Origin of the sequence: Pseudomonas sp. MYb118, from assembly GCF_040947875.1 — a bacterium.
GTDB lineage: Bacteria > Pseudomonadota > Gammaproteobacteria > Pseudomonadales > Pseudomonadaceae > Aquipseudomonas.
In genome coordinates this window covers 1,002,183-1,022,855 of sequence record NZ_JBFRXN010000002.1, presented here as the reverse complement: position 1 = coordinate 1,022,855, position 20,673 = coordinate 1,002,183, and the positions used below count along the sequence as shown (strand labels likewise).

The window sequence follows — 20,673 nt, the reverse complement described above, 5'->3', positions numbered from 1 at the left end:
ATGCCCTGGCGCTGGCTCGGCTTTTGGTTGTGCTTGATCCCTGCGCTGGCCACGGCGCAGGACGAGCCGTTGCGCCTGGCCTACAAGGGCGAGCTGTTGTCGCTGAACCGTACTCAGTTGATCGCCCGCGAACCGCTGACCGCTGATGTACAGGCGCCATTGGGCAGCCTGTGGAAACTGTTCGTGTACGCCTGGCTGGTGGACACCGGCGCCCAGGAGCCACCTTACCAATGTCGCGGGCAATCGAAGGAAGAGGTGTATTGCTGCGCGGCGGGAGGAACGATCGCCCGTGACCAGGCGCTGGTGAAGTCCTGCGGCTTGTACTTCGAGCCCGCGCGGTTGGGCATTGCCGCGACCGATTGGCGTCAGTATTGGCAAACCCGACAGGCGCCTGAGTGGCTGCTGGACTTGCCGTCGTTGCAGCCGGCCACCCGTGTGCAGGTCAGCGAACTGCTCAAGGCGCTAGCGGCGATGCCGGCGCAGGAACAGGCGCGCCGGGTGCTGCTCGACGTGGTCCTCAATGCTGCGGACGGCAATGTGGTGGGTGAACTCGGCGGCCGGTTGCGGGTGAAAACCTGGAGCTGGCTGGGCGACCAGGACACTTCGTCACGCCAGGGTGGGTTTGCCGGTTGGACCACTGATGGCACGCCGATCTGGGCCGGTGGCCGCGGCACCAGCCAGACGGTCCTGCGCCAATACGGGCCGGTGCTGGCCGAGCTGTTGCCGGTGAATTGGCCGGCGGACGCCGGGCGCTGTGTCGAGGTCGGCCTGTTTTCCCGCTACCCGCTCAAGCGGGTGCTGGCCGGAGAACGCGTGGTGACGTCCGGGCCGATGATGGGCGATTACCGGGTCGAATTCAGCAACGGCAACCAGCTGGATATTCACAGCGATGGCGAGCTGTTTTTGCTCGACGGCAAGCTGGTCGCACGGCTGGACCGCGAAGAATACGTCGCCCGCGTCCTGCAACGCGAAGCCAAGGCACAACCCGCCGAAGCGGCCAAGGCCCTGTCCGTCGCCATTCGCACCTACCTGCTGCAAAACGCTTCACGCAACGGCGACTGCCTGAGCATCGACGACAGCAGCAACCGTCAACGGGTGGCACCACGTCCGGCGACAGCTGACGCGCGCCACATCGCCGCCTGGACCCATGACCTCGTCCTCGCTGGCAGCACCGTCACCTATCACTCGGATCAACCCGGCCCGGACAAGCTGTCCTGGCAGCAGGCCGTCGAGCAGGCCAATACCGGCCAGCGCTACGACGCCATCCTGCTGCACGCCTACCCCCGCGCGAGCCTCAGTCGCTGGGACAACCCCGTCGCGTCCTGCGAAGCGCTGCCCGCCGCGCAAGACTGGTTGCAGCAACAACGCCGCACCTGGCGTCAGCGCCTGGAAAGCGAAACCGGCTACAACGACGTCAGCACTTTCGCGGTCTGCCGCCTGGCGTTCGGCCGTCCCTATGTCGACCGCGAACGCCAGCGCATCTACGTGCGTGGCGTGCTGTCGCTGCAGGATCGCCTCGACCTGACCCACGAATACCTGCACCTGGCCTTCGAAGCACACCCCAACGGCCAGGATGAAACCTACATCGAAGGGCTTGCCCGCCACCTCTTGCTGGAATAGGCCATGAAACTCCGTTATCCACAGGTCTTGCTGTTCCTCTGCGCCTTGGGCGCCTTGCCATCGAGCCACGCTGGCGCTGTCGAACTCGACACCCTGGTCGGCGGCTGGCGCACGGGCGCGAGCGGGGGCGAAGGCGAAAACTTCCGCCAGACCGTCAACTACCCGGCCTCTTCGGTCAACACCCCGGCCGGCCAGGCCAACACCGCCCGCATCAGCGGTCAGATCAAGACCACGCCGAAGTCCGGCGAACCCGGCCGACTGATCGTCAACGGCGTGAGCATGCCGCTCAAGGTCGACCCCGCCGGACGCTTCGACCGCCCGTTCTCGTTCCCCAATGGCAGCAACAGCGTCGAAGTGCGCAGCCCCGACGGCCAGCAACGCCACCGCACGCAATTTCTCAACAGTAGCGGCGGCGCGACCCCGGCCAAACTGCGCGTGTTGCTGGCCTGGGACAGCGACGGCACCGACCTCGACCTGCACCTCATCACCCCCGACGGCGCGCACATCTGGTACGGCGACCGCGTAGCCCCCAACGGCGCGGCGCTGGATGTCGACGTGACCACCGGCTACGGCCCGGAAATCTTCGCCATGCCAGCGCCGATCAAGGGCCAGTATCTGGTGTATGTGAACTACTTCGGCGGCGGCTATCGCGAGGATGAAGACGGCCAGCAAGAGGCCGCCCAGGCACTGACCACGGCACAGGTGACGGTGATCACCGAAGAGGGCACGCCGGACGAGAAGATCGAGAACTTCCTGGTGCCGATGCGGGCGGTGGGGGAGCTGACGTTGGTGAAGGGGTTCAGTTATCCGTGAGGGGGGGGCTAATCGTGTCGCAACGTCGCGTCAATTCGGTCCTGTGCATCCTGATAAGCGGCTTCCCGCTCACGCTTGCCGATGGCGATAACGAAGACCACAACCTCGCGATCGATGACCTGATAGATCAGTCGATAGCCGGCGCTGCGCAACTTGAGTTTGTAGCAGTCGGGTAGCTGACGAAGTCGATTGGCTTCGATGCGAGGGTTTTCCAATACTTCAGCGAGTTTCTTTTTGAATTGCTGGCGGATGGTATCGCCCAGTTTGTTCCACTCCTTCAGTGCACGCCGATCGAATTCGAGGTCATAGGTCATCCAGGCTTACCTTTACTCGCTGGGGGGCGGCAAGGCGTTCTGTCGCGACGGCGATCAGGGCTTCATCTTCTTCACTGAGCAGGGCTGCCTTGAACGGCAATTTCCCGCGCTCTGCGACGTACTGGAGTGTCTGGCGCAGCAGTTCTGAGGGCGTAACTCCGAGTTTCTCCAGCTCAGCAAAGGAACGCTGTTTCAAATCGTCGTCGATGCGGATGTTGATGGATGCCATGATGAATATCCTGTAATGACGTTTGTCATTACGTTAGCAGTCGTGAGCCTGGCCGGCAATCTGCGAACAGATAATCCGGACGATGGGTCTCTGGTCAATGGCGGGGCCAGTTATCCGTGAAACTGATATTCACTGCCGTACTTGTTGATAATCATTATCAACTAAAGGTAAGCTGCGCGCCCTTCAACTTCCCTGTCTGTGCTCAACCGGCACATTCGCGCGCAGGCAACTGATCACCGTGGCGGATGCAAAACTCCAACTGTACCTCACCCACCGGGCCGCGCTGCTGGACTATGCCGCGCCTATCGTGGGGTGCCGTGCGCGGGCTGAAGACGTGGTCCAGGAAGCGTGGTTGCGTTTCAACAGCCAGGACCAGCAGCTCGATATCCGTCATCCGGCCAGTTACCTGTATCGCATCGTGCGCAACCTCGCCCTCGACCTGACGCGGCGTACCGCCACCGAACGGGTGCAGCCGGGCGGGGACGAATTGCTCGATGACCTGCCCTCCAGCAGCGCCTCGCCGGAGCACGAAGTCAGCAGCCAGAACGAGCTGGAAGTCATCGAGCGAGCCCTGGCCCAATTGCCGGAACGCACCCGTCGTGCCTTCGAAATGCATCGCCTGGGCGGCTACACCCTGCAACAGGTTGCCAGTGCCCTGGGAGTTTCCACGGCGCTGGTGCATCAGCTGGTGCACGATGCGCTGCGCCATTGCCTGGATTGCCTGGAGCCAGACGATGACTGACCGATCGCCGTCGTTTCTGAAAAAAACCAGCGCCAATGCGTCTTTTGCAGTGAAGGGCGAATCCGTGGGATCCTGCCCGCCGATTTTTGCCAATGGAGAAGGCTCATTCATGCCCCTTGAGGATGGCGCCAACGCCCGTCGGGACCAGGCCGTGGACTGGCTGCTGCGGTTGCAGCAGGCACCGGCCGATGAGGTCCTGCGCGCGCAATTCGTTCAGTGGTGCGAGGCCGACACGGCCAATGCCAAGGCTTATGGCAAGGCTGAACGGGTGTGGCAGTTGACCGGGCGATTGGCGCCGGCTACCTCCGAAAACGGGTCTCCTGCCACGGCCCCGATCGCCGCGAACACGGCGCAGCCACGCCTGGTTGCCCGCCCACGTCGGGTGCGTCGCTGGGTGGCGGCGGCGATTGCCGCATGCCTGGTGGTGGCGTTGGCGCCCAGCCTGATCCTTGGCTGGCAGGCCGATTACCGGACCGCCTCGGGCGAGACCCGTGATGTCACCCTGAGCGATGGCAGCGTGGTGCAGCTGGACAGCCACTCGGCCATTGCCGTGGACTTCAGCGGTCAGCGCCGCGATGTTCGACTGCTGGTGGGGCAGGCGTTTTTCAAGGTGACGCCGGACAAGAGCCGGCCGTTTCACGTACGAGCCAAGGCCATGCAGATCACGGTGACCGGTACGGCGTTCAACGTCGACCTGGATCGGGACGGCATGAGCGTGGCGGTGCAAAACGGTTCGGTCAATGTCCAGGACTGGCAGGCCGGTCGTGCCCTGGCCAGCCTCGTTCCCGGGCAGCGCCTGAGCTATCGCGGCGGGCAGGCCGACCTTGCCACCTTCGCCCCCACCCAGGCCGCGCCATGGCGCCAGGGACAACTGATTGCAGATGACCTGCCGATCAGCGAGGTGGTCGAGCAGCTTCGTCGCTACGTGCCAGGGCTCATCGTGTTGAACGATGCAGATCTTGGCGCACAACGCGTGACCGGGGTCTACGACCTGCGCAAGCCCCAGGCGGCGCTGCAAGCGATCCTCAAGCCCTCCGGTGCCAAGGTCAGTCGCTACAGCCCTTGGTTGTTTGTCCTCAGCCGGTAAGCCTTGCCGGGCGAATTCGCCGGGTTCATGTACCTGATCATGTCAGCCAATCAGCCTGCTCCCGGAGCGGGCTTTTTTGTGCCCTCTGAAATTATTTTCATTTTTTTCTGAAAATCCTTCGAGCTGTCCCGTCTTCTGTCCCGCGCGCAGCAATTGAGATGTATTCGTATTCATTGACTGGCCGGTAATAACCGGCGCGGGGATCTTTGCATGACACACACCCTTGACCGCTTGCCTGGGACTCCAGGCGTGTGGCCGCTGCGCCTGAAAAAAGGCGCGGCCGCCGGCCTGCTGGGGCTTTGCTGCGCGCTCGGACCGCTACCCCTGGCACTGGCGCAAACGGATACGCCTGTCACCAACGCCGGTTTCAGTATCCCGGCGCAACCTCTGGCCGCCGCCTTGATTGCGTTCGGCCAGCAAAGTGGCGTGCAGATCAGCGTCGACCCACGACTGCTCAAGGGGGTGAATTCCAAAGGCGTCAACGGTGCCATGAGCAACGATGCGGCCCTGGCTTATCTGCTGCAGGGCACCGGTATCGGCTGGGGTTATGAAGGCGACACCCTGGTGTTTCATCGCCTGCCCGAGGCCGGTGTCGACCAGCCCATGGAGCTGGATAACACAGTCGTGCTCGGCTTCACCCGGGAGAACTCCTACCAGGGCGCCACGGTGATCGATCACAAGGCGATCCAGGCGTTTCCCGGTGCCAATGGCGACATCACCACCTTGCTGAAGATGCACCCCAACGTGAAGTTCAGCAGCGATCAGCAGAACTCCAATGCCCCGGGGGAAATCGACCCGGCGGACATCAGCATCAACGGCGCCAAGTTCTACCAGAACAATTTCATGATCGACGGCATCTCGATCAATAACGACCTGGACCCCGGCGCCCATGGTTTTGGCGAGACCCGTCAATTCGACGCAGCGCCCAGCCGCTCCCATGGCATTGCCCTGGACGCCGACCTCCTGGAAGAGGTCAAGGTCTACGACAGCAACGTGCCCGCCGAGTACGGTGGTTTCAACGGTGGCGTGGTCGACGCCATCACGCGTCGCCCGAGCCAGGATTTGCACGGCAAGGTGTCCTATTCGATGAGCCGGTCGGCGTGGACCAAATACCACATCACCGAACAGGACCAGGCCAGCTTCGACAACGCCTCCAGCGAGCAGTACCAGCCCGAGTTCGAAAAGACCACGGTGCGCGGCATGCTCGAAGGGCACCTGACCGAGGACTTCGGCGGCATCCTGAGTTTTTCCCAGAAGCGCTCGACCATTCCGCTCAATGTCTACGCTGGCGGCTACAACAGCCCGAACGCCGACAGCAGCAAGGACCAGACCCGCCAGCTCGACAACTACATGGTCAAAACCTACTGGAACGTCAGTGATCGCCTGAGCCTCGACGCCTCGTTCATCCAGGCGCCCCAGGAAAACTATTACTTTCGCGAGAACTACCTCAATTCCGGCTTCACCAACATCAACGGTGGCTGGCAGGGTTCGCTCAAGGCGGTGTGGGAAGGGGATACGGCGCGCTGGTCGCACACGCTGGCGCTGGGCGACCTCAACAGTTCGCGCGAGACCGAATCCAACGACGTCATTGCCTGGTATTACTCCAGCGTCAAGAACTGGGGCAACCCGACCTCCAACACCTCGCGCAGCGGTGAAGGCTCTTTCGGCAACCTTGAGCAAACGCAGCGCACCATCAACTACAAACTCAAGGCGGACTGGCAGGGATTCAACTGGGCTGGTGCCGAGCATGCGGTGGTGAGCGGCCTTGAACTGACGCGCAACCAGGCCACCTGGGAGCGCGACACCATGGCCACTTCTGCCACCATGAACCGCCGCGACAACGTGGCCACCTGCGCCAACAACGACAGCCTGTGTTCCGTCGGCCAGTTGCTCAATGGCAACACCCGCCAGTGGGCAAGCAGCCGCCTGGAATACGGCGCCGGCAAGCTCGACATGACCGAAAACAAATATGCGTTGTTCGTCGAAGATGCCATGCAGTTCGGCAAGCTTGGCCTGCGCCCCGGCCTGCGTCTGGAGAACGACGACTACATGGGCAAGACCAACCTGGCGCCGCGCTTCGCCGGTGACTATGACTTCTTCGGGGATCGCAGCACCGTGCTGGTGTTCGGCGCCAACCGCTATTACGGGCGCAACCTGTTCAAGTACCGCCTGGCCGAGGGCCGCCAGGGGTTCAACACGCAGTACACCCGCACCACGCAGACCGGCGCCTGGCGTGCCACTCAGGTGGAGAACCTGAACAAGTTCACCGACCTCAAGGTGCCCTATGACGATGAATGGACCCTGGGGGTCGACCAGCGCTGGCTCGACACCGAGTTTCGCCTGAAGTACGTGCACCGCGACGGCAAGGACAAGATCGGCAAGTCGTCCTCCCGGGTCATGGGCCTGGGCCCGGAGGAGGGTTTTGACAGCATCTACTACACCTACAACAACAAGGCTTCCAGCGAGAGCGACAACATAACGCTGAGCATCACCCCCCTTGAAGAGCTCAAGTGGCTGGGCACGCGCACCAGCCTGCAGATGGCCTTCGACTGGTCCCGCACCAAGGATGCCTACGGCACCTACGAGTCGGGCATCACCGCCGATCAATACGTGAACGGCGACGTGATGTTCGACGGCAAGCGCATCGCCTACAGCGATTTGCCGGCCAGCGACTTCAACCGTCCCTGGACCGCACGCCTGACGGCAATCACCGAGATCCCGCAGTGGAACCTGACCGTCAGTAACTTCCTGCGTTATCGCGGTGCCTACGACCAGTTGATCGACACCGGCGAGACCGTCACCGACCACGGTGAGGACCTGGTGGTGTACGACACCGCCAAGGTCAAGGCCGCGCCGACGTGGGACATGCGCGTCAGCTGGGACATTCCCACTGGCAAGGACCAGGCGCTATTCGCCGCCGTTGACATCACCAACGTCACCGACCAGGTCAACGAGATCGTCGGCAGTGGCAGTTCGGCCACCGTCAGCTACGAAGTTGGCCGCCAGTACTGGCTGGAAGTCGGCTACCGCTTCTGATTTTTCCCGTGACCTGATTAGCCTGGATACCCTGATGAAAAAGCTCCTTGCCGGCCTGCTTGGCCCGCTGCTGCTGTGTGCCTGCGCATCGCCGCCCAACGAAGACAACACGCCCCTGGCCTGGTCGCCGCAAATCGTGCGCGGGCAGTTGGCCAATGGCCTGGAATACCGCCTGGTGCGCGACAGCAGCCAGGCGGGTCGCCTCGACCTGCGCCTGACCGTGCGCGCCGGCTCCGTCGATGAAGACGACGACCAGGTGGGCGTGGCCCACATGCTCGAACACCTGACGTTCCACAGCCGCGCCGGCCTGGATCGCAACCTGCGGCAACAGATGAGCGAACTGGGCTGGGTGCAGGGGCGTAACTACAATGCCGTCACCAGCTACGACCGCACGCAATACCTGCTCAGCCCCAACGCCGGAACCCGGCACGCTGCGCAGGCCCTGGAAAAACTCGCGCAGCTGGCGTTTGCCGGTGACTACACGGCGGCCGATCTTGAGCGTGAGCGGCCAATCGTCATCGAAGAGTGGCGCGGTGGGCTGGGCGTGGCCCAGCGCATGAATGACCAGCGCGCGGCCTCACAGCGTGTCGGTTCGCGCTACCCCGAACACCGCACCATCGGCAACGAGGCGGCCATTCGCGCGGCCTCGTTGCCGGCGTTGCAGCGCTTTCAACAGCGCTGGTATGTGCCCAACAACATGATTCTGTCGGTGGTCGGCGATTTCGAACCGCAGGCCCTGAAGCAGCAGATTCAACAGGTGTTCGGCGCAGCGCCAGCCAAGCCACTGCCTGAGCGCGATCACCGCGAACTGACCCTTGATGGCCAGCTGAAAATCTTCCGTCTGCAAGACCCGCAATCGGGCAGCAACCAGGTGTCGTTGCTGTTTCGTCTGCATGAGCCGGACAGCCGTGGCTCCACATCGCAGGCCATGCGCGAGCGCCTGATCGATCGGCTGACCCTGGCCGCGCTGGTCGCGGAACTGCGTCGCCAACCTCGGCAGGACGGAGTGCGTAGCCTGACGGCGCAGAAGACCCTGATTGGTGAGTACTCCACCGTGCTGGGGGTGGCCGCCGGCGTTGACGGCGCTCATCACGACGTGGCCCTGAAACAGCTTTTGACCGAACTCGAGCGCCTGCGCCAACACGGCTTGAGTGAGGCGGACCTGAGCAGCGAGCAAGCGAACATTCGTCGAGTGGCCAATGGCATGCTGGCCAGGGATGAATCGCGCACCTTCGAGCAATGGGTCAACAGCCTCAACGATGCCGCGGTGCAGAACCGCGCGGTTGCCGCCCCCCACCAGATCGCCCGGCGTTACCTGCAGGTGCTCGACAGCATCGATCGCGCCGACCTCAACGCCAGGCTGCGCCGCTGGATCGACAGCCCGGACCAGGTATTGCAAGTGACCGCGCCGGGCAGCAGCACGGTGCGCTTGCCGTCGGTAACCGATGTGCAGCAGTTGCGCGATACCCTGGCCGGCACCTCTTTGCCTGCACCCGCTGCCACCGAGGCAGCCGAACCCGAGGTGGCCAGTTTCACCCCGCAGGCCGTCGAGGCACCGGGCGATGTGGTCTCCCGTCGTGTGTTCGAGGCGGAACAGGTGCAGCACTGGACCTTGTCCAACGGCGACAAGCTGGTCTGGCTCAAGCGTAACGCCGAAGCCGGCCAGTGGCGCCTGCAAGCCGAGTCGTCCGCCGGCTTCAACCGCAGCGATGCGCCGGCCTGGCGTCTGCAAATGGCGGCGCAATTGGGCGCCCAGAGTGGTCCCGCCGGTGTCGCGGCCGACAGCCTGGAGGCCTGGCGCAAGCTGCAGCGAGCCAGCCTGAGCCTGGACCAGAGCGCCACGCGCTTGCACTTGAGCGCCACCAGCCAACCCAACGCAGCGGCCTTGAAGTCCCTGCTGCAAAGCTATCGCCAGAGCCAGGTGGGGGCGGTGATCGACGACGATCTGTTCAGCGCTGCCCGGGATGACCTGCTCCAGCGCCTGCGCACCCGGCCCGACGATGTCCGCACCCGCCAGGCGACTGCCGAGCGGCAGTTGCGCTACGGCAGTGACATTTGGCAAAACCCGGATGAGCAAGCGTTGCGGGCCCTGGATGCCACGCTGCTGACCCGGGACTGGCAACAACTGGCGCAATCGCAGGTGACGTACTACCTGATGGCGGACATCGAGCCGAGCGTGCTCGAGACGGCCGTGCGCGAGCAGTTGGCGAACATCCCGCGCCGCGAGGCGCTGCCTGTGCACGCCACGCTGCAAAGCGTCGGGCAACGTCGGGCCGACCTGGCCATCGCCCTCGAACCACGGGTGGTCATCCAGGCCAGCAGCTTCAGCGAACACACCTGGACACCCCAGGCGGCTGCCCGTGTCGCAGCCCTGCGCGAGCTGGCCAACCAGAAGCTCAAGCAGCGCCTGCGCGGTGAGGCATCCGGGGTGTATCGCTTGCGCTTCGACAGCGAGCTCAACCCGCAGACCCAGCGCATCGAAAGCCAACTGAGTTTCACCTGCGACCCGCAACGTACCGACGAGCTCTGGGCGATGGCCCGCCAGACCCTGGCGCAACTGGATAAAGCGGTAGACGCACCTTGGGTCGCCAATGAGCGTAGCCACCTGCGTCGTGAGGAAAGCAAGCGCCGCACGGACCCCGCCGTGCAATGGCGGCGGTTGCAGCTCAGCGAACGGCAGTGGCAGGACCCACGTTACCTGAGCAGCCAGGCCAACCTGGTCGACGGCATGCGCATTGACCTGCTCAAGCCCCTGGCCACCCGGCTGTTCCCGGTGGAGAACCAGGTGCAACTGCGCGTACTGCCCAAGGACAGCCTGTGAACAGCTTGCGCACCTTTTACCGCCTCGCCGCGCCGTTCTGGCGTAATGGCGGACAGTGGCTGGGTTGGCTAATGCTGGCCAGCATCATCGGCATGGGCCTGCTGATCGTGCAGATCAACGTGCTGATCAACGCCTGGAGCAAGACCTTCTACGACACCCTCGGCGAGTTCGACACCCACGCCCTGTATGCATTGATGGGCCGCTATGCCTTGTACCTGGGCGCCTATGTGTTGATCGTCGTGACCCTGGACTGGGTGCGCAAGGCGCTGGTGATGCGCTGGCGGCAGGCCATGACCGAACGGTTCACCCACGCGTGGCTGACGGACCAGGCGTTCTATCGTCTGGGCCTTGCGGGCGAGCCGGATAACCCCGACCAGCGGATTGCCGAAGACGTCGACATCGTCACCGACCTCAGCGTGGAGCTGGTGGCGTCGTTCATCATCAACATGGCGCAGGTGGGGGCCTTCATCAGCATCCTCTGGCAATTGTCGGGAGTGCAGACCTTCACCCTGGGTGGCTACAGCGTCACCTTGTCTGGCTATCTGGTGTGGATCGTGGTGCTCTATACCCTGGCGGGCAGTCTGATCACCCACTGGGTTGGCCAACCGCTGCATCGCTTGAACGTGGATCGTCAGCACTTCGAGGCGGACTTCCGTGCCAGCCTGTTGCGCAAGCGTGAGCATGCCGAGCAGATCGCGTTGTATCGCGGTGAGGCGGTGGAGCGCCAGCACCTGGCCGAGCGCTTCGGCGCCATCGCGCGCAATTGGCGACAGCTGATGGGGCGTGAACGCAACCTCAGCCTGTTCGTCGTCAGCTACGAGCGGGTCAGCCTGATCATCCCGGTGTTTGCCGCACTGCCGGCCTTTCTCGCCAAGACCATCACCTTGGGTGGCCTGATGCAGATTCGCAGTGCCTTCAGTGCCGTTCAGGGGTCGCTGAGCTGGTTCATCAAGCTGTATCCGAAACTGATGCGCTGGAGTTCGGCGGTGGAACGCCTGGGGCAATTCGAACAGGCGATCGCTGCCACCCGGGTCCAGGCCAGGTCACCGGTGATCGGCGATTGCCTGTGCATTGACGGCCTGGATGTCCTGCGTCCGGACGGCGCCGTACTGCTGGCGGGCATCCGTATGCAAGTGCAGCCGGGCCAATGGCTGCTGATTGCGGGTCGCAGCGGTATTGGCAAATCCACCTTGTTACGCACTTTGCAGGGCATCTGGCCATACTGCCGAGGGGGCTGGGGATTGCCACCGGGGCGCAGCCTGCTGCTGCCGCAAAAGCCTTATCTGCCCAGCGTGCCATTGCGCACCCTGCTGGCCTATCCTGCCGTGCAAATTCCTGGCGATGAACGTCTGGTCGACGTCCTGCATCAGGTTGGCCTGCCGGGGCTGGTGACTCGCTTGGGCGATCAGGCCGAATGGGCACGCGAACTCTCGGGCGGCGAGCAGCAACGCATTGGCCTGGCGCGGGCGCTGCTGTACGCACCGGATACGTTGTACCTGGATGAGGCCACCAACCAGTTGGACGAAACCAGTGCGCTGGCGCTGCTGGTGCTGCTGCGTGAGCAATTGCCGGCCTGCACGGTGATTGGCATCAGCCACCAGGCGACATTGACGACGTTGTTTGACCAGACGTGGACGCCGACCTCACGTGAGGAGCCGCAGAAAGGGGAGTGCTGCCTGGCGCCGGCGTGCTTCACAGCGGCCACCGAGGTGGGCTGAACCGTGCAGGAAAGCCTGGGAGAGGGAGATTCCAGGCATTAAAAAGCCGGCTTGTGGCCGGCTTCTCGGGGACTGGCTTGGTTCATTTTTGGTAAACCTCGCCAGCCTTCAAAACGTACACCCGGATCTTGCGTCCGGCTGTGGGACTCGGCGAGAAAATCATCTGCTTCGTCAGGGCGGATCTGCGCCGCAGAGCGGGGCGATGCGCAAATGTGGGGCGCAGCATACTGATTTTTTTGTGAAATTCCCAGCCTGACGTTCACCCACCCCTGTCCTGTAGGAGCGAGCTTGCTCGCGATGCGGTGTGTCAGCCGACATCATCGTTGACTGACACGCCCCCATCGCGAGCAAGCTCGCTCCTACAGGACAGGGTGGGTTTATAAAAACGGCAGGGGCGGGCGCCGCTTGTTCAGGGTCGCGCTCCAGAACACCCATCCCAGCACCCTGATGTTCTGTTCTTCGATCTGTGCGGCCCTGAAGATTTCATCCGGGTATTCCGCGCTATTGTGGCTGCGCAGCCGCAGTCCATTGCCGGGCAAACGATGCAGGTATTTGATTCTGAGCATGCCGTCGTGCTCGATCGCATAGATTTCCCCGTCGACGATCTGGGTCAGGCCGCGATCAATGGCAATGGTGGAGCCGTCTCCAATCTTCTCGGCCATGCTGTTGCCGATCATGTGGGCGCAGATGGCATCGGCGTAGTTGATGTCCAGGGCGTCGAGGTAGCTGCGCGGCAGGCGCATGGGCTGGTGGTTATCCACGATGACGTGAGTTTTGTGGGAGCCGGGTGCGACCGGTGCTTCCTTGAAAAAAGGCAGATCGACCTCGGTGGGTTCGACAACGGTGTAGACCCCCCGCAAAGCCTGGGCATCGAACGTATCGCCAGAATCGCTGACCAGGCGCAGGTGCCTGGCGTCTTTCGGACCGTCGCCGGTTTTCAGCCATTCGCTGTTGACCGAGAGCTTGCGGGCAACTTCCTCAAGGCAGTGGTCTGGCACGCCACGGGTGTACCAGTTGTGAACGGTTTGCGCCTTGTCGTAATTAAGGAGATGGGCGAAATCAGTCGTCGAGATGCCCGCCGTTTTCAGGAGCATTTTGAAGCGGAGGCCGCAGGTTTTGTTCTTTTTCATAAACACGAGTCTATGCGTGCAGCACGGGGGTTTGAATAAACGACCCGTTCAAATTACGCGGGAAATTTGCGACCTCATGTAAGACGTATCTTGTGGAAATTAAACAAGAAAAACGAAACCTTCGAATCTTTAAACACCATGTTTAAAAGCAATCCGGCAGGCACAAAAAACCCCGGTTCAACCGGGGTTTTTCTTGACGCTTGCAGCTCAGGGCTTGCAGCTGTCTTTAGCCTTTATAGGCAGCAACTGACTTGGTGATTGCGGCACGGGCGGCGTCTGCACCGTCCCAGCCTTCGATTTTCACCCATTTGCCTTTTTCGAGATCTTTGTAGTTCGCGAAGAAGTGCTCGATCTGCTGGATCAGCAGGGCTGGCAGGTCGGTGTATTCCTTCACATCGACGTACAGCTGGGACAGCTTGTCGTGTGGGACTGCGATGACTTTGGCATCGCCGCCACCGTCGTCGGTCATGTTCAGGATGCCGACCGGACGTGCGCGGATCACCGAACCTGGTGCCACCGGGTAAGGGGTCACGACCAGCACGTCGAGGGGGTCACCGTCGTCAGCCAGGGTGTTCGGGATGTAACCGTAGTTGGCCGGGTAGAACATCGGGGTGGCCATGAAACGGTCAACGAACAGGCAATCGCTGTCTTTGTCGATTTCGTATTTGATCGGGGCGTGGTTGGCCGGAATCTCGATCGCGACGTAGATGTCGTTCGGCAGGTCTTTGCCAGCCGGAATCTTGCTGTAGCTCATTGGGCGTTGCCCCCGTTAGTTGACCAAAAACACTTGGCCGGATTGACCAAAAAGTGGCGGCGATTATAGGCACATTCCGCCGCCGACGCTATGCACCAGAAGTCGCCTGGACCTTAGTCGCGTGCCTGATAGACCGGGTCGTGCGCCAGAAGTTGCCGCAGCCGGGCCAACGGGTCCTGGCGGTAAAACAGCTGCAACTGTTGGTAGACCTCTGGATAGGATTCATGCAGCAGGTCCGGGGCGCTGAAGAAGTATTCGCTGGTGACGGCGAAGAATTCGGCCGGGTTTTCCGCCGCGTAGGGGTCGATGGCGGTTTCGGCGTCCGGATTGCGTTCAAGTTGCTGATCCAGGTCGTCGTAGGCCGCTTGCATGACGCGGGCCCATTCACTGACGCGCATGTCGGGGTGCAGCGGCGGCAGGCCGTTGGCATCGCCGTTGAGCATGTCGAGTTTGTGCGCGAGTTCGTGGATGACCAGGTTGTAGCCTTCCCAGCCGCCGCTGGCCATCACCCCCGGCCAGGCGAGAATGACCGGCCCCTGTTGCCAGGCCTCACCGCTGTGTTCGCCGTCCCATTCGTGTTCGACACCACTGGCATCGCGATGGCGCTGGGGGCTGAGGAAGTCGTCGGGGTAGAGGACGATTTCATGGAAACCCTGATACCAGTTGAGCTCGCCGAGGTTCATCAGGGGCAACTGCGCCTGGGCCGCAAGCAGCAGGCGCTGCTCCTGATGCAGTTCGACGCCGGGGAGGGCGGTCAGGTATTTGTCTTCGAGGAACAGCACACAGGCTTCGCGCAACCACTGGTCTTCAGTGGCGCTGATGCCGTCGAGGAAACTCAGGTGGTGGCGCACCCGCTGCCACATGTCGTCGGCAATCGGGTGTTTGGCCAGAGTACGCCGGCGCCGCCAGGCGCTGAGCGACCACATCGCTCAGCGCGGTTCGGCTTTGGACGCGGCGCTGCCGAAGCGACTGCGGAACACGCCGATGATCATCGGCACCAGCGACAGCAGAATGATACCGACCACCAGCAGCGACAGGTTTTTCTTGATGAACGGTACATTACCGAAGTAGTAACCGAGGGTGACCAGGCCGCCGACCCAGAGGATTGTGCCGAGCACGCTGAAAAAGAAGAAACGCGGATAAGGCATCTTCGCCACGCCGGCGACGAACGGTGCAAAGGTGCGCAGGATCGGCAGGAAGCGCGCCATGGTTACGGTTTTGCCCCCGTGCTTGTCGTAGAAGTCATGGGTTTGCTGCAGGTAATCACGGCGGAAGATCTTCGAGTTCGGGTTGCTGAACAGCCGCTCGCCCGCCGTTCTGCCGATGGTGTAGTTGGTGCTGTCGCCGAGGATGGCGGCCAGCATCAACAGGCCGCCGAGCAGCACCGGGTCCATGCCGCCACCGGCCGCGACGGCGCCCGCGATGAACAGCAGGGAATCGCCCGGCAGGAACGGCATCACCACCAGGCCGGTCTCGCAGAAAATCACCAGAAACAGGATGGCGTAGATCCAGGGCCCGTAGTTGTTGACCAGCAAATCGAGGTACACATCGAGATGCAAGATAAGGTCGAGCGGGTTGAAATCCATGGGGGCACCTGTAATAGCGGCCCGACTCGGCAGGCCTGTGCGGATGACTTCGCGAAAGGCTACACACCAGTGTAGTTTTTCTTACAAGCCGGAAAGGTCCGCATTATACGGTCTGACAGGTGAAAAGCGCGTTGAGTTTGTAGCGGGGGATTTCGTCGGGGGATCCCTGTAGGAGCGAGCTTGCTCGCGATGACGGCGTATCAGTCGACATCATCGTTCACTGGAACACCGCTATCGCGAGCAAGCTCGCTCCTACACCTACACCATCGTGGATCAAAGCTCTTCGCTGATCGGCAACACGTAGTTCTTGAACTCGGTGTCTTCCTTGAACCCGATGGACTCGTAGGTCTTCTGCGCCACCTGGTTGTCGCTGCTGGTGGACACGCGCATGCGCACGGCGTTGGTTTCCTTGGCCATTTTCTTCGCGGTACGGATCAGGTTGTCGGCGACCAGCTGACGGCGGGCGTCTTCGGCGACGTAGATGTCGTTGAGGATCCATACGCGCTTGAGCGACAGCGAGGAAAAGCTCGGGTAGAGCTGGCAGAAGCCCATCAGTTTGTCGTCATCGGACAGGGCCAGGTAGATCACCGACTCCTTGCGACGCAGGCGTTTCTCGAGGAACGCCCGGGACGAATCCGGATACGCCAGCGAGCCGTAAAACTCGCGATATTTGACGAACAGCGGGGTTAACAGGTCAAGGTGTTCGAGGGTCGCTTGAATAATCCGCATTCGATAGGTCTCGTCTTCAAGTGGCTGTCTTACATCGTGACGGCGATAGGAAACCTTTGGCGGCCGTGATTCGATCCTGCCTGAAACGGACGCCGAAACGCAATGCGGAAACGGTTCAGGCTTTCGGCGTATTCAGTAGGAAATTACCTTTCATGTCCGTTCCTGCGTCGCAGGCCAGCGTCTGCACTTGCGCCTCATCCTTCAGGTGCACACCCGACAGCTGCCGCCGACAGGCTTCACGCATCAGATACGACAGACGGTGCGCCGCCATGCCATAACTCAACCCCTCCAGCCGCACATTGGAAATGCAATTGCGCTGGGCGTCTGTCAGGCCGACTTTGGGATTGTAGGTGAAATACAATCCCAGGCTGTCCGGGGAACTGAGGCCAGGGCGTTCGCCGATCAGGATCACCACCATCCTGGCACCGAGCAGTTGGCCGACTTCATCGGCCACCGCGACGCGGCCCTGTTCAACCAGGATCACCGGCGATTGCGACCAGCCATCGGCGGCGAGTTGCTCTTGCAGGCGCGCCAGCAGAGGCACGCAATGCCGATGGACCGCCAATGCCGATAAACCATCGGCGACCACCAGTGCCAGATCGACACCACCGGGATGGGCGGCGGCGTAATCGCGCAGGGCCTGCGCCGACGGGTCGCTCAATTTTCGCCCCAAATCGGGGCGTTGCAGGTAGGTGTCGCGATTGTCTGCCGCACTGTGCAGCAACAGGCTGTCGCGACCGCTGTCGGCCAGTTGCGCACGCAACCCGGCATGGTCGAACGCCAGGTGCACCGCGTCCCGGGCCTGGGCATGGGCGAACTGGAAATCCAGCTGCGCGGCGGTGGGCAGGCTGGTGCCGGTGCGGCCCAGGGCGATACGTGCAGGCGTCAGGCGGCGCAGCGCCAGCAGCGGGTCTTGCGGATCGACAGGCAATTCATCCATTTCAACACTCATCCCAGTTGCGCCACGGCCTGGCGGAACGCCGGCGGCAGTTGGCTGCCGAACTGAATCCTGCCATCGGCCTGGGTGAAGATGCCCATGTTTTTCAGCCACTGCTCGAATTCCGGTGCCGGTTTCAGGCCCAGGGTGTGCCGGGCGTAGAGCGCGTCATGGAACGAGGTGGTCTGGTAATTGAGCATGATGTCGTCGGAACCGGGGATGCCCATGATGAAGTTGATCCCGGCCACGCCCAGCAGGGTCAGCAGGGTGTCCATGTCATCCTGGTCGGCTTCGGCGTGGTTGGTGTAGCAGATGTCACACCCCATGGGTACGCCCAGGAGTTTGCCGCAAAAGTGATCCTCGAGACCGGCGCGGATGATCTGCTTGCCGTTGTAGAGATACTCCGGGCCGATGAAGCCGACCACCGTATTGACCAGGAACGGCTTGAATCGTCGTGCCACGGCATAGGCACGGGTTTCACAGGTTTGTTGATCGACGCCGTGATGGGCGTTGGCCGACAGGGCGCTGCCCTGGCCGGTCTCGAAATACATCAGGTTCTGCCCGCCGCGCTTGAGGCTGAGCCCCGCCTCGTAGCCTTCCTGCAACAGATTCAGGTTGATGCCGAAACTGGCGTTGGCCGCCTCGGTACCGGCGATCGACTGGAACACCAGGTCCAGCGGCACGCCACGGTTGATCGCCTCGATGGACGTGGTGACGTGGGTCAGTACGCAGGCCTGGGTGGGTATTTCGTAACGCTGGATGATCGCATCGAGCATTTCCAGCATCGCGCAGATCGAGGCGATGCTGTCGGTGGCCGGGTTGATGCCGATCATGGCGTCGCCGTTGCCGTACAGCAAACCGTCGAGAATGCTCGCGGCAATACCGGCCGGTTCATCGGTCGGGTGGTTGGGTTGCAGGCGTGTCGACAGGCGGCCACGCAGGCCCATGGTGCCGCGGAACTGGGTGATCACGCGGATTTTCTGCGCCACCAGCACCAGGTCCTGCACGCGCATGAGTTTGGACACCGCCGCGGCCATCTCGGGCGTCAGGCCGGGGGCGAGGGCGCGCAGGCTGTGTTCGTCGGCGGCATCGCTGAGCAGCCAGTCACGAAATCCGCCGACGGTCAGGTGGCTGACGGCGGCGAAGGCGTTTTTGTCGTGAGTGTCGATGATCAGTCGGGTGACTTCATCGGATTCGTAGGGAATCAGCGCTTCCTGCAGGAAGTGCGCAAGAGGAATGTTTGCCAGGGCCATCTGCGCGGCAACGCGTTCGCCGTCGTTGAGCGCGGCAACACCGGCCAGAAAGTCGCCGGAGCGCGCGGGGCTGGCCTTGGCCATGACCTCCTTGAGGCTCTCGAAGCGATAGGTCTGGGCGCCGATGGAATGGGTGAATGTGGCCATGGTGTCCTCCCGGCGGGTTGAGTGCCAAGCAAAGAGGCAAGGCTCGTGCCAGCGTAGCAGGTCGGTTAAATCTGTATTTTTGAGGGCGCTATCGCGAGCAGGCTCGCTCCCACATTCGTCCTGTGTACACAGTTCCAATGTGGGAGCGAGCCTGCTCGCGATAGCCATTTGAAGGGCGACACAGAATTACCCGTGCCGCCCCGAGCTTTAGAAGAACCCAAGCGGATTGATGTCGTAGCTCACCAGCAGGTTTTTGGTCTGCTGATAATGATCGAGCATCATCTTGTGGGTTTCACGCCCAACGCCGGACTTCTTGTACCCGCCGAACGCGGCATGCGCCGGGTACAGGTGGTAGCAGTTGGTCCACACCCGACCGGCCTTGATGGCGCGGCCCATGCGATAGGCGCGGTTGATGTCGCGGGTCCACAGGCCGGCACCCAGGCCGAACTCGGTGTCGTTGGCGATGGCCAGGGCTTCGGCTTCGTCCTTGAAGGTGGTGATGCTCACCACCGGGCCAAAGATTTCTTCCTGGAACACGCGCATTTTGTTGGTGCCCTTGAGCAGGGTCGGCTGGATGTAGTAGCCGGTTGCCAGGTTGCCATCGAGTTTCTCGACCTTGCCGCCGGTCAGCAACTCGGCGCCTTCGCCCTTGGCGATTTCCAGGTAGGACAGGATCTTGTCGAACTGCTGCTCGGACGCCTGGGCGCCGACCATGGTGTCGGTGTCGAAGGGGTCGCCACGCTTGATTTGCAGGACCTTCTTCATCACTACTTGCATGAACTCGTCGTAGATCGACTCCTGCACCAGGGCACGCGATGGGCAGGTGCACACTTCGCCCTGGTTGAAGAACGCCAGCACCAGGCCTTCGGCGGCTTTCTCGATGAAGCTCGGTTCAGCCTGCATGATGTCTTCGAAGAAGATGTTCGGCGACTTGCCGCCCAGTTCCACGGTGGACGGGATGATGTTTTCCGCCGCGCATTTCATGATGTGCGAGCCCACCGGGGTCGAGCCGGTGAAGGCAATCTTGGCGATGCGTTTGCTGGTGGCCAGGGCTTCGCCGGCCTCTTTGCCGAAGCCTTGCACGACGTTGAGCACGCCCGGTGGCAGCAGGTCGCCGATCAGTTCGACCAGCACGCTGATGCCCAGCGGGGTTTGTTCGGCAGGCTTGAGCACTACGCAGTTGCCGGCGGCCAGGGCCGGGGCGAGTTTCCACGCGGCCATCAGGATCGGGAAGTTCCACGGGATGATCTGCCCGACCACGCCCAGCGGCTCATGGATGTGGTAGGCCACGGTGTTGCCGTCGATCTCGGCGGCACTGCCTTCCTGGGCGCGCAGGCAGCCGGCGAAGTAACGGAAGTGGTCGGCGGCCAGCGGGATGTCGGCGTTGAGGGTTTCACGCACGGCTTTGCCGTTGTCCCAGCTTTCGGTGAGCGCCAGGGTTTCCAGGTTCTGTTCGATGCGGTCGGCGATTTTCAACAGGATCAGCGAGCGTGCCTGGACGGACGTGGCGCCCCAGGCATCGGCCGCGGCGTGGGCAGCGTCCAGGGCCTTGTCGATGTCTTCGGCCGTGGAACGGGGGAATTCGGCAATGGCCTGGCCATTGACTGGCGAGGTATTGGTGAAGTACTGACCTTTGACAGGCGCGACGAACTCGCCGCCGATGTAGTTGCCGTACTTGGCCTTGAACGTGACGAGAGCGCCTTCGGTACCGGGGTGAGCGTAACGCATGATGGGTTCTCCTTGGCTTGTTGTACTTA

At 62.3% G+C, this 20,673-nt stretch carries 17 protein-coding genes; 7 read left to right on the top strand and 10 right to left on the bottom strand.

Going from position 1 to position 20,673, the window contains the following annotated elements:
• Both ABVN20_RS10500 and ABVN20_RS10495 read left to right on the top strand, forming a co-directional pair.
• A complete protein-coding gene (locus tag ABVN20_RS10500; RefSeq protein WP_368555563.1) occupies window positions 1-1,620 on the top strand; it encodes a DUF2300 domain-containing protein in 1,620 nt (539 codons plus the stop codon).
• A 3-nt stretch (window positions 1,621-1,623) separates the two neighbouring features.
• Window positions 1,624-2,433 carry a YfaP family protein gene (locus tag ABVN20_RS10495; RefSeq protein WP_368555562.1) on the top strand — a complete coding sequence of 270 codons (810 nt, stop codon included), beginning with the start codon at window positions 1,624-1,626 and terminating at the stop codon, window positions 2,431-2,433.
• A gap of 8 nt (window positions 2,434-2,441) precedes the next feature.
• Here ABVN20_RS10495 and ABVN20_RS10490 read toward each other — a convergent pair whose 3' ends face one another.
• Together ABVN20_RS10490 and ABVN20_RS10485 are read right to left on the bottom strand one after the other, a co-directional pair.
• Complete coding sequence (locus ABVN20_RS10490; protein ID WP_368555561.1) at window positions 2,442-2,747, bottom strand: type II toxin-antitoxin system RelE/ParE family toxin; 306 nt, start codon at window positions 2,745-2,747, stop codon at window positions 2,442-2,444.
• Complete coding sequence (locus ABVN20_RS10485; RefSeq protein WP_368555560.1) at window positions 2,737-2,976, bottom strand: type II toxin-antitoxin system RelB/DinJ family antitoxin; 240 nt, start codon at window positions 2,974-2,976, stop codon at window positions 2,737-2,739. Before ABVN20_RS10485 ends, ABVN20_RS10490 begins: the two co-directional genes overlap by 11 nt.
• A gap of 238 nt (window positions 2,977-3,214) precedes the next feature.
• Between ABVN20_RS10485 and ABVN20_RS10480 the strand changes: the two genes are divergently transcribed.
• The 5 genes from ABVN20_RS10480 (at window position 3,215) to ABVN20_RS10460 (ending at window position 12,380) form a co-directional block, all read left to right on the top strand.
• Window positions 3,215-3,718, top strand: a complete 504-nt coding sequence (locus ABVN20_RS10480) for a sigma-70 family RNA polymerase sigma factor (protein ID WP_368555559.1) — start codon at window positions 3,215-3,217, stop codon at window positions 3,716-3,718.
• 109 nt (window positions 3,719-3,827) lie between these two features.
• Window positions 3,828-4,805 (top strand): FecR domain-containing protein, encoded by a 978-nt coding sequence (locus ABVN20_RS10475; RefSeq protein ID WP_368555558.1) that lies wholly within the window; start codon window positions 3,828-3,830, stop codon window positions 4,803-4,805.
• Window positions 4,806-5,015: 210 nt separating this feature from the next.
• On the top strand, window positions 5,016-7,841 hold the full coding sequence (locus ABVN20_RS10470) for a TonB-dependent receptor plug domain-containing protein (RefSeq protein ID WP_368555557.1): 2,826 nt from the start codon (window positions 5,016-5,018) through the stop codon (window positions 7,839-7,841).
• Between the two features lie 34 nt (window positions 7,842-7,875).
• Window positions 7,876-10,662 carry an insulinase family protein gene (locus ABVN20_RS10465; protein WP_368555556.1) on the top strand — a complete coding sequence of 929 codons (2,787 nt, stop codon included), beginning with the start codon at window positions 7,876-7,878 and terminating at the stop codon, window positions 10,660-10,662.
• A complete protein-coding gene (locus ABVN20_RS10460; RefSeq protein ID WP_368555555.1) occupies window positions 10,659-12,380 on the top strand; it encodes an ABC transporter ATP-binding protein/permease in 1,722 nt (573 codons plus the stop codon). Before ABVN20_RS10465 ends, ABVN20_RS10460 begins: the two co-directional genes overlap by 4 nt.
• Before the next feature lie 377 nt (window positions 12,381-12,757).
• On the opposite strand, the gene ABVN20_RS10455 is transcribed toward ABVN20_RS10460, so the two are convergent.
• From ABVN20_RS10455 to ABVN20_RS10420, 8 genes are all read right to left on the bottom strand, one after another.
• Window positions 12,758-13,510, bottom strand: a complete 753-nt coding sequence (locus ABVN20_RS10455) for a S24 family peptidase (protein ID WP_368555554.1) — start codon at window positions 13,508-13,510, stop codon at window positions 12,758-12,760.
• Between the two features lie 226 nt (window positions 13,511-13,736).
• Window positions 13,737-14,264: an inorganic diphosphatase gene (gene ppa / locus ABVN20_RS10450; protein WP_007933577.1), complete on the bottom strand. Its 528-nt coding sequence runs from the start codon at window positions 14,262-14,264 to the stop codon at window positions 13,737-13,739.
• 113 nt (window positions 14,265-14,377) lie between these two features.
• Window positions 14,378-15,190, bottom strand: a complete 813-nt coding sequence (locus tag ABVN20_RS10445; protein WP_368555553.1) for a zinc-dependent peptidase — start codon at window positions 15,188-15,190, stop codon at window positions 14,378-14,380.
• A 3-nt stretch (window positions 15,191-15,193) separates the two neighbouring features.
• Entirely contained in the window at window positions 15,194-15,850 is a 657-nt protein-coding gene (locus ABVN20_RS10440; RefSeq protein ID WP_368555552.1) for a DedA family protein, read from the bottom strand.
• A gap of 273 nt (window positions 15,851-16,123) precedes the next feature.
• On the bottom strand, window positions 16,124-16,579 hold the full coding sequence (locus ABVN20_RS10435) for a GNAT family N-acetyltransferase (protein WP_368555551.1): 456 nt from the start codon (window positions 16,577-16,579) through the stop codon (window positions 16,124-16,126).
• Window positions 16,580-16,694: 115 nt separating this feature from the next.
• Window positions 16,695-17,531, bottom strand: a complete 837-nt coding sequence (gene eutC, locus ABVN20_RS10430; RefSeq protein WP_368555550.1) for an ethanolamine ammonia-lyase subunit EutC — start codon at window positions 17,529-17,531, stop codon at window positions 16,695-16,697.
• Window positions 17,528-18,916, bottom strand: coding sequence for an ethanolamine ammonia-lyase subunit EutB (locus ABVN20_RS10425; protein ID WP_368555549.1), 1,389 nt, complete (start codon window positions 18,914-18,916; stop codon window positions 17,528-17,530). The genes eutC and ABVN20_RS10425 overlap by 4 nt, the downstream gene beginning before the upstream one ends.
• A gap of 207 nt (window positions 18,917-19,123) precedes the next feature.
• A complete protein-coding gene (locus ABVN20_RS10420) occupies window positions 19,124-20,644 on the bottom strand; it encodes an aldehyde dehydrogenase family protein (protein WP_368555548.1) in 1,521 nt (506 codons plus the stop codon).
• Between the last annotated feature and the right edge of the window lie 29 nt (window positions 20,645-20,673).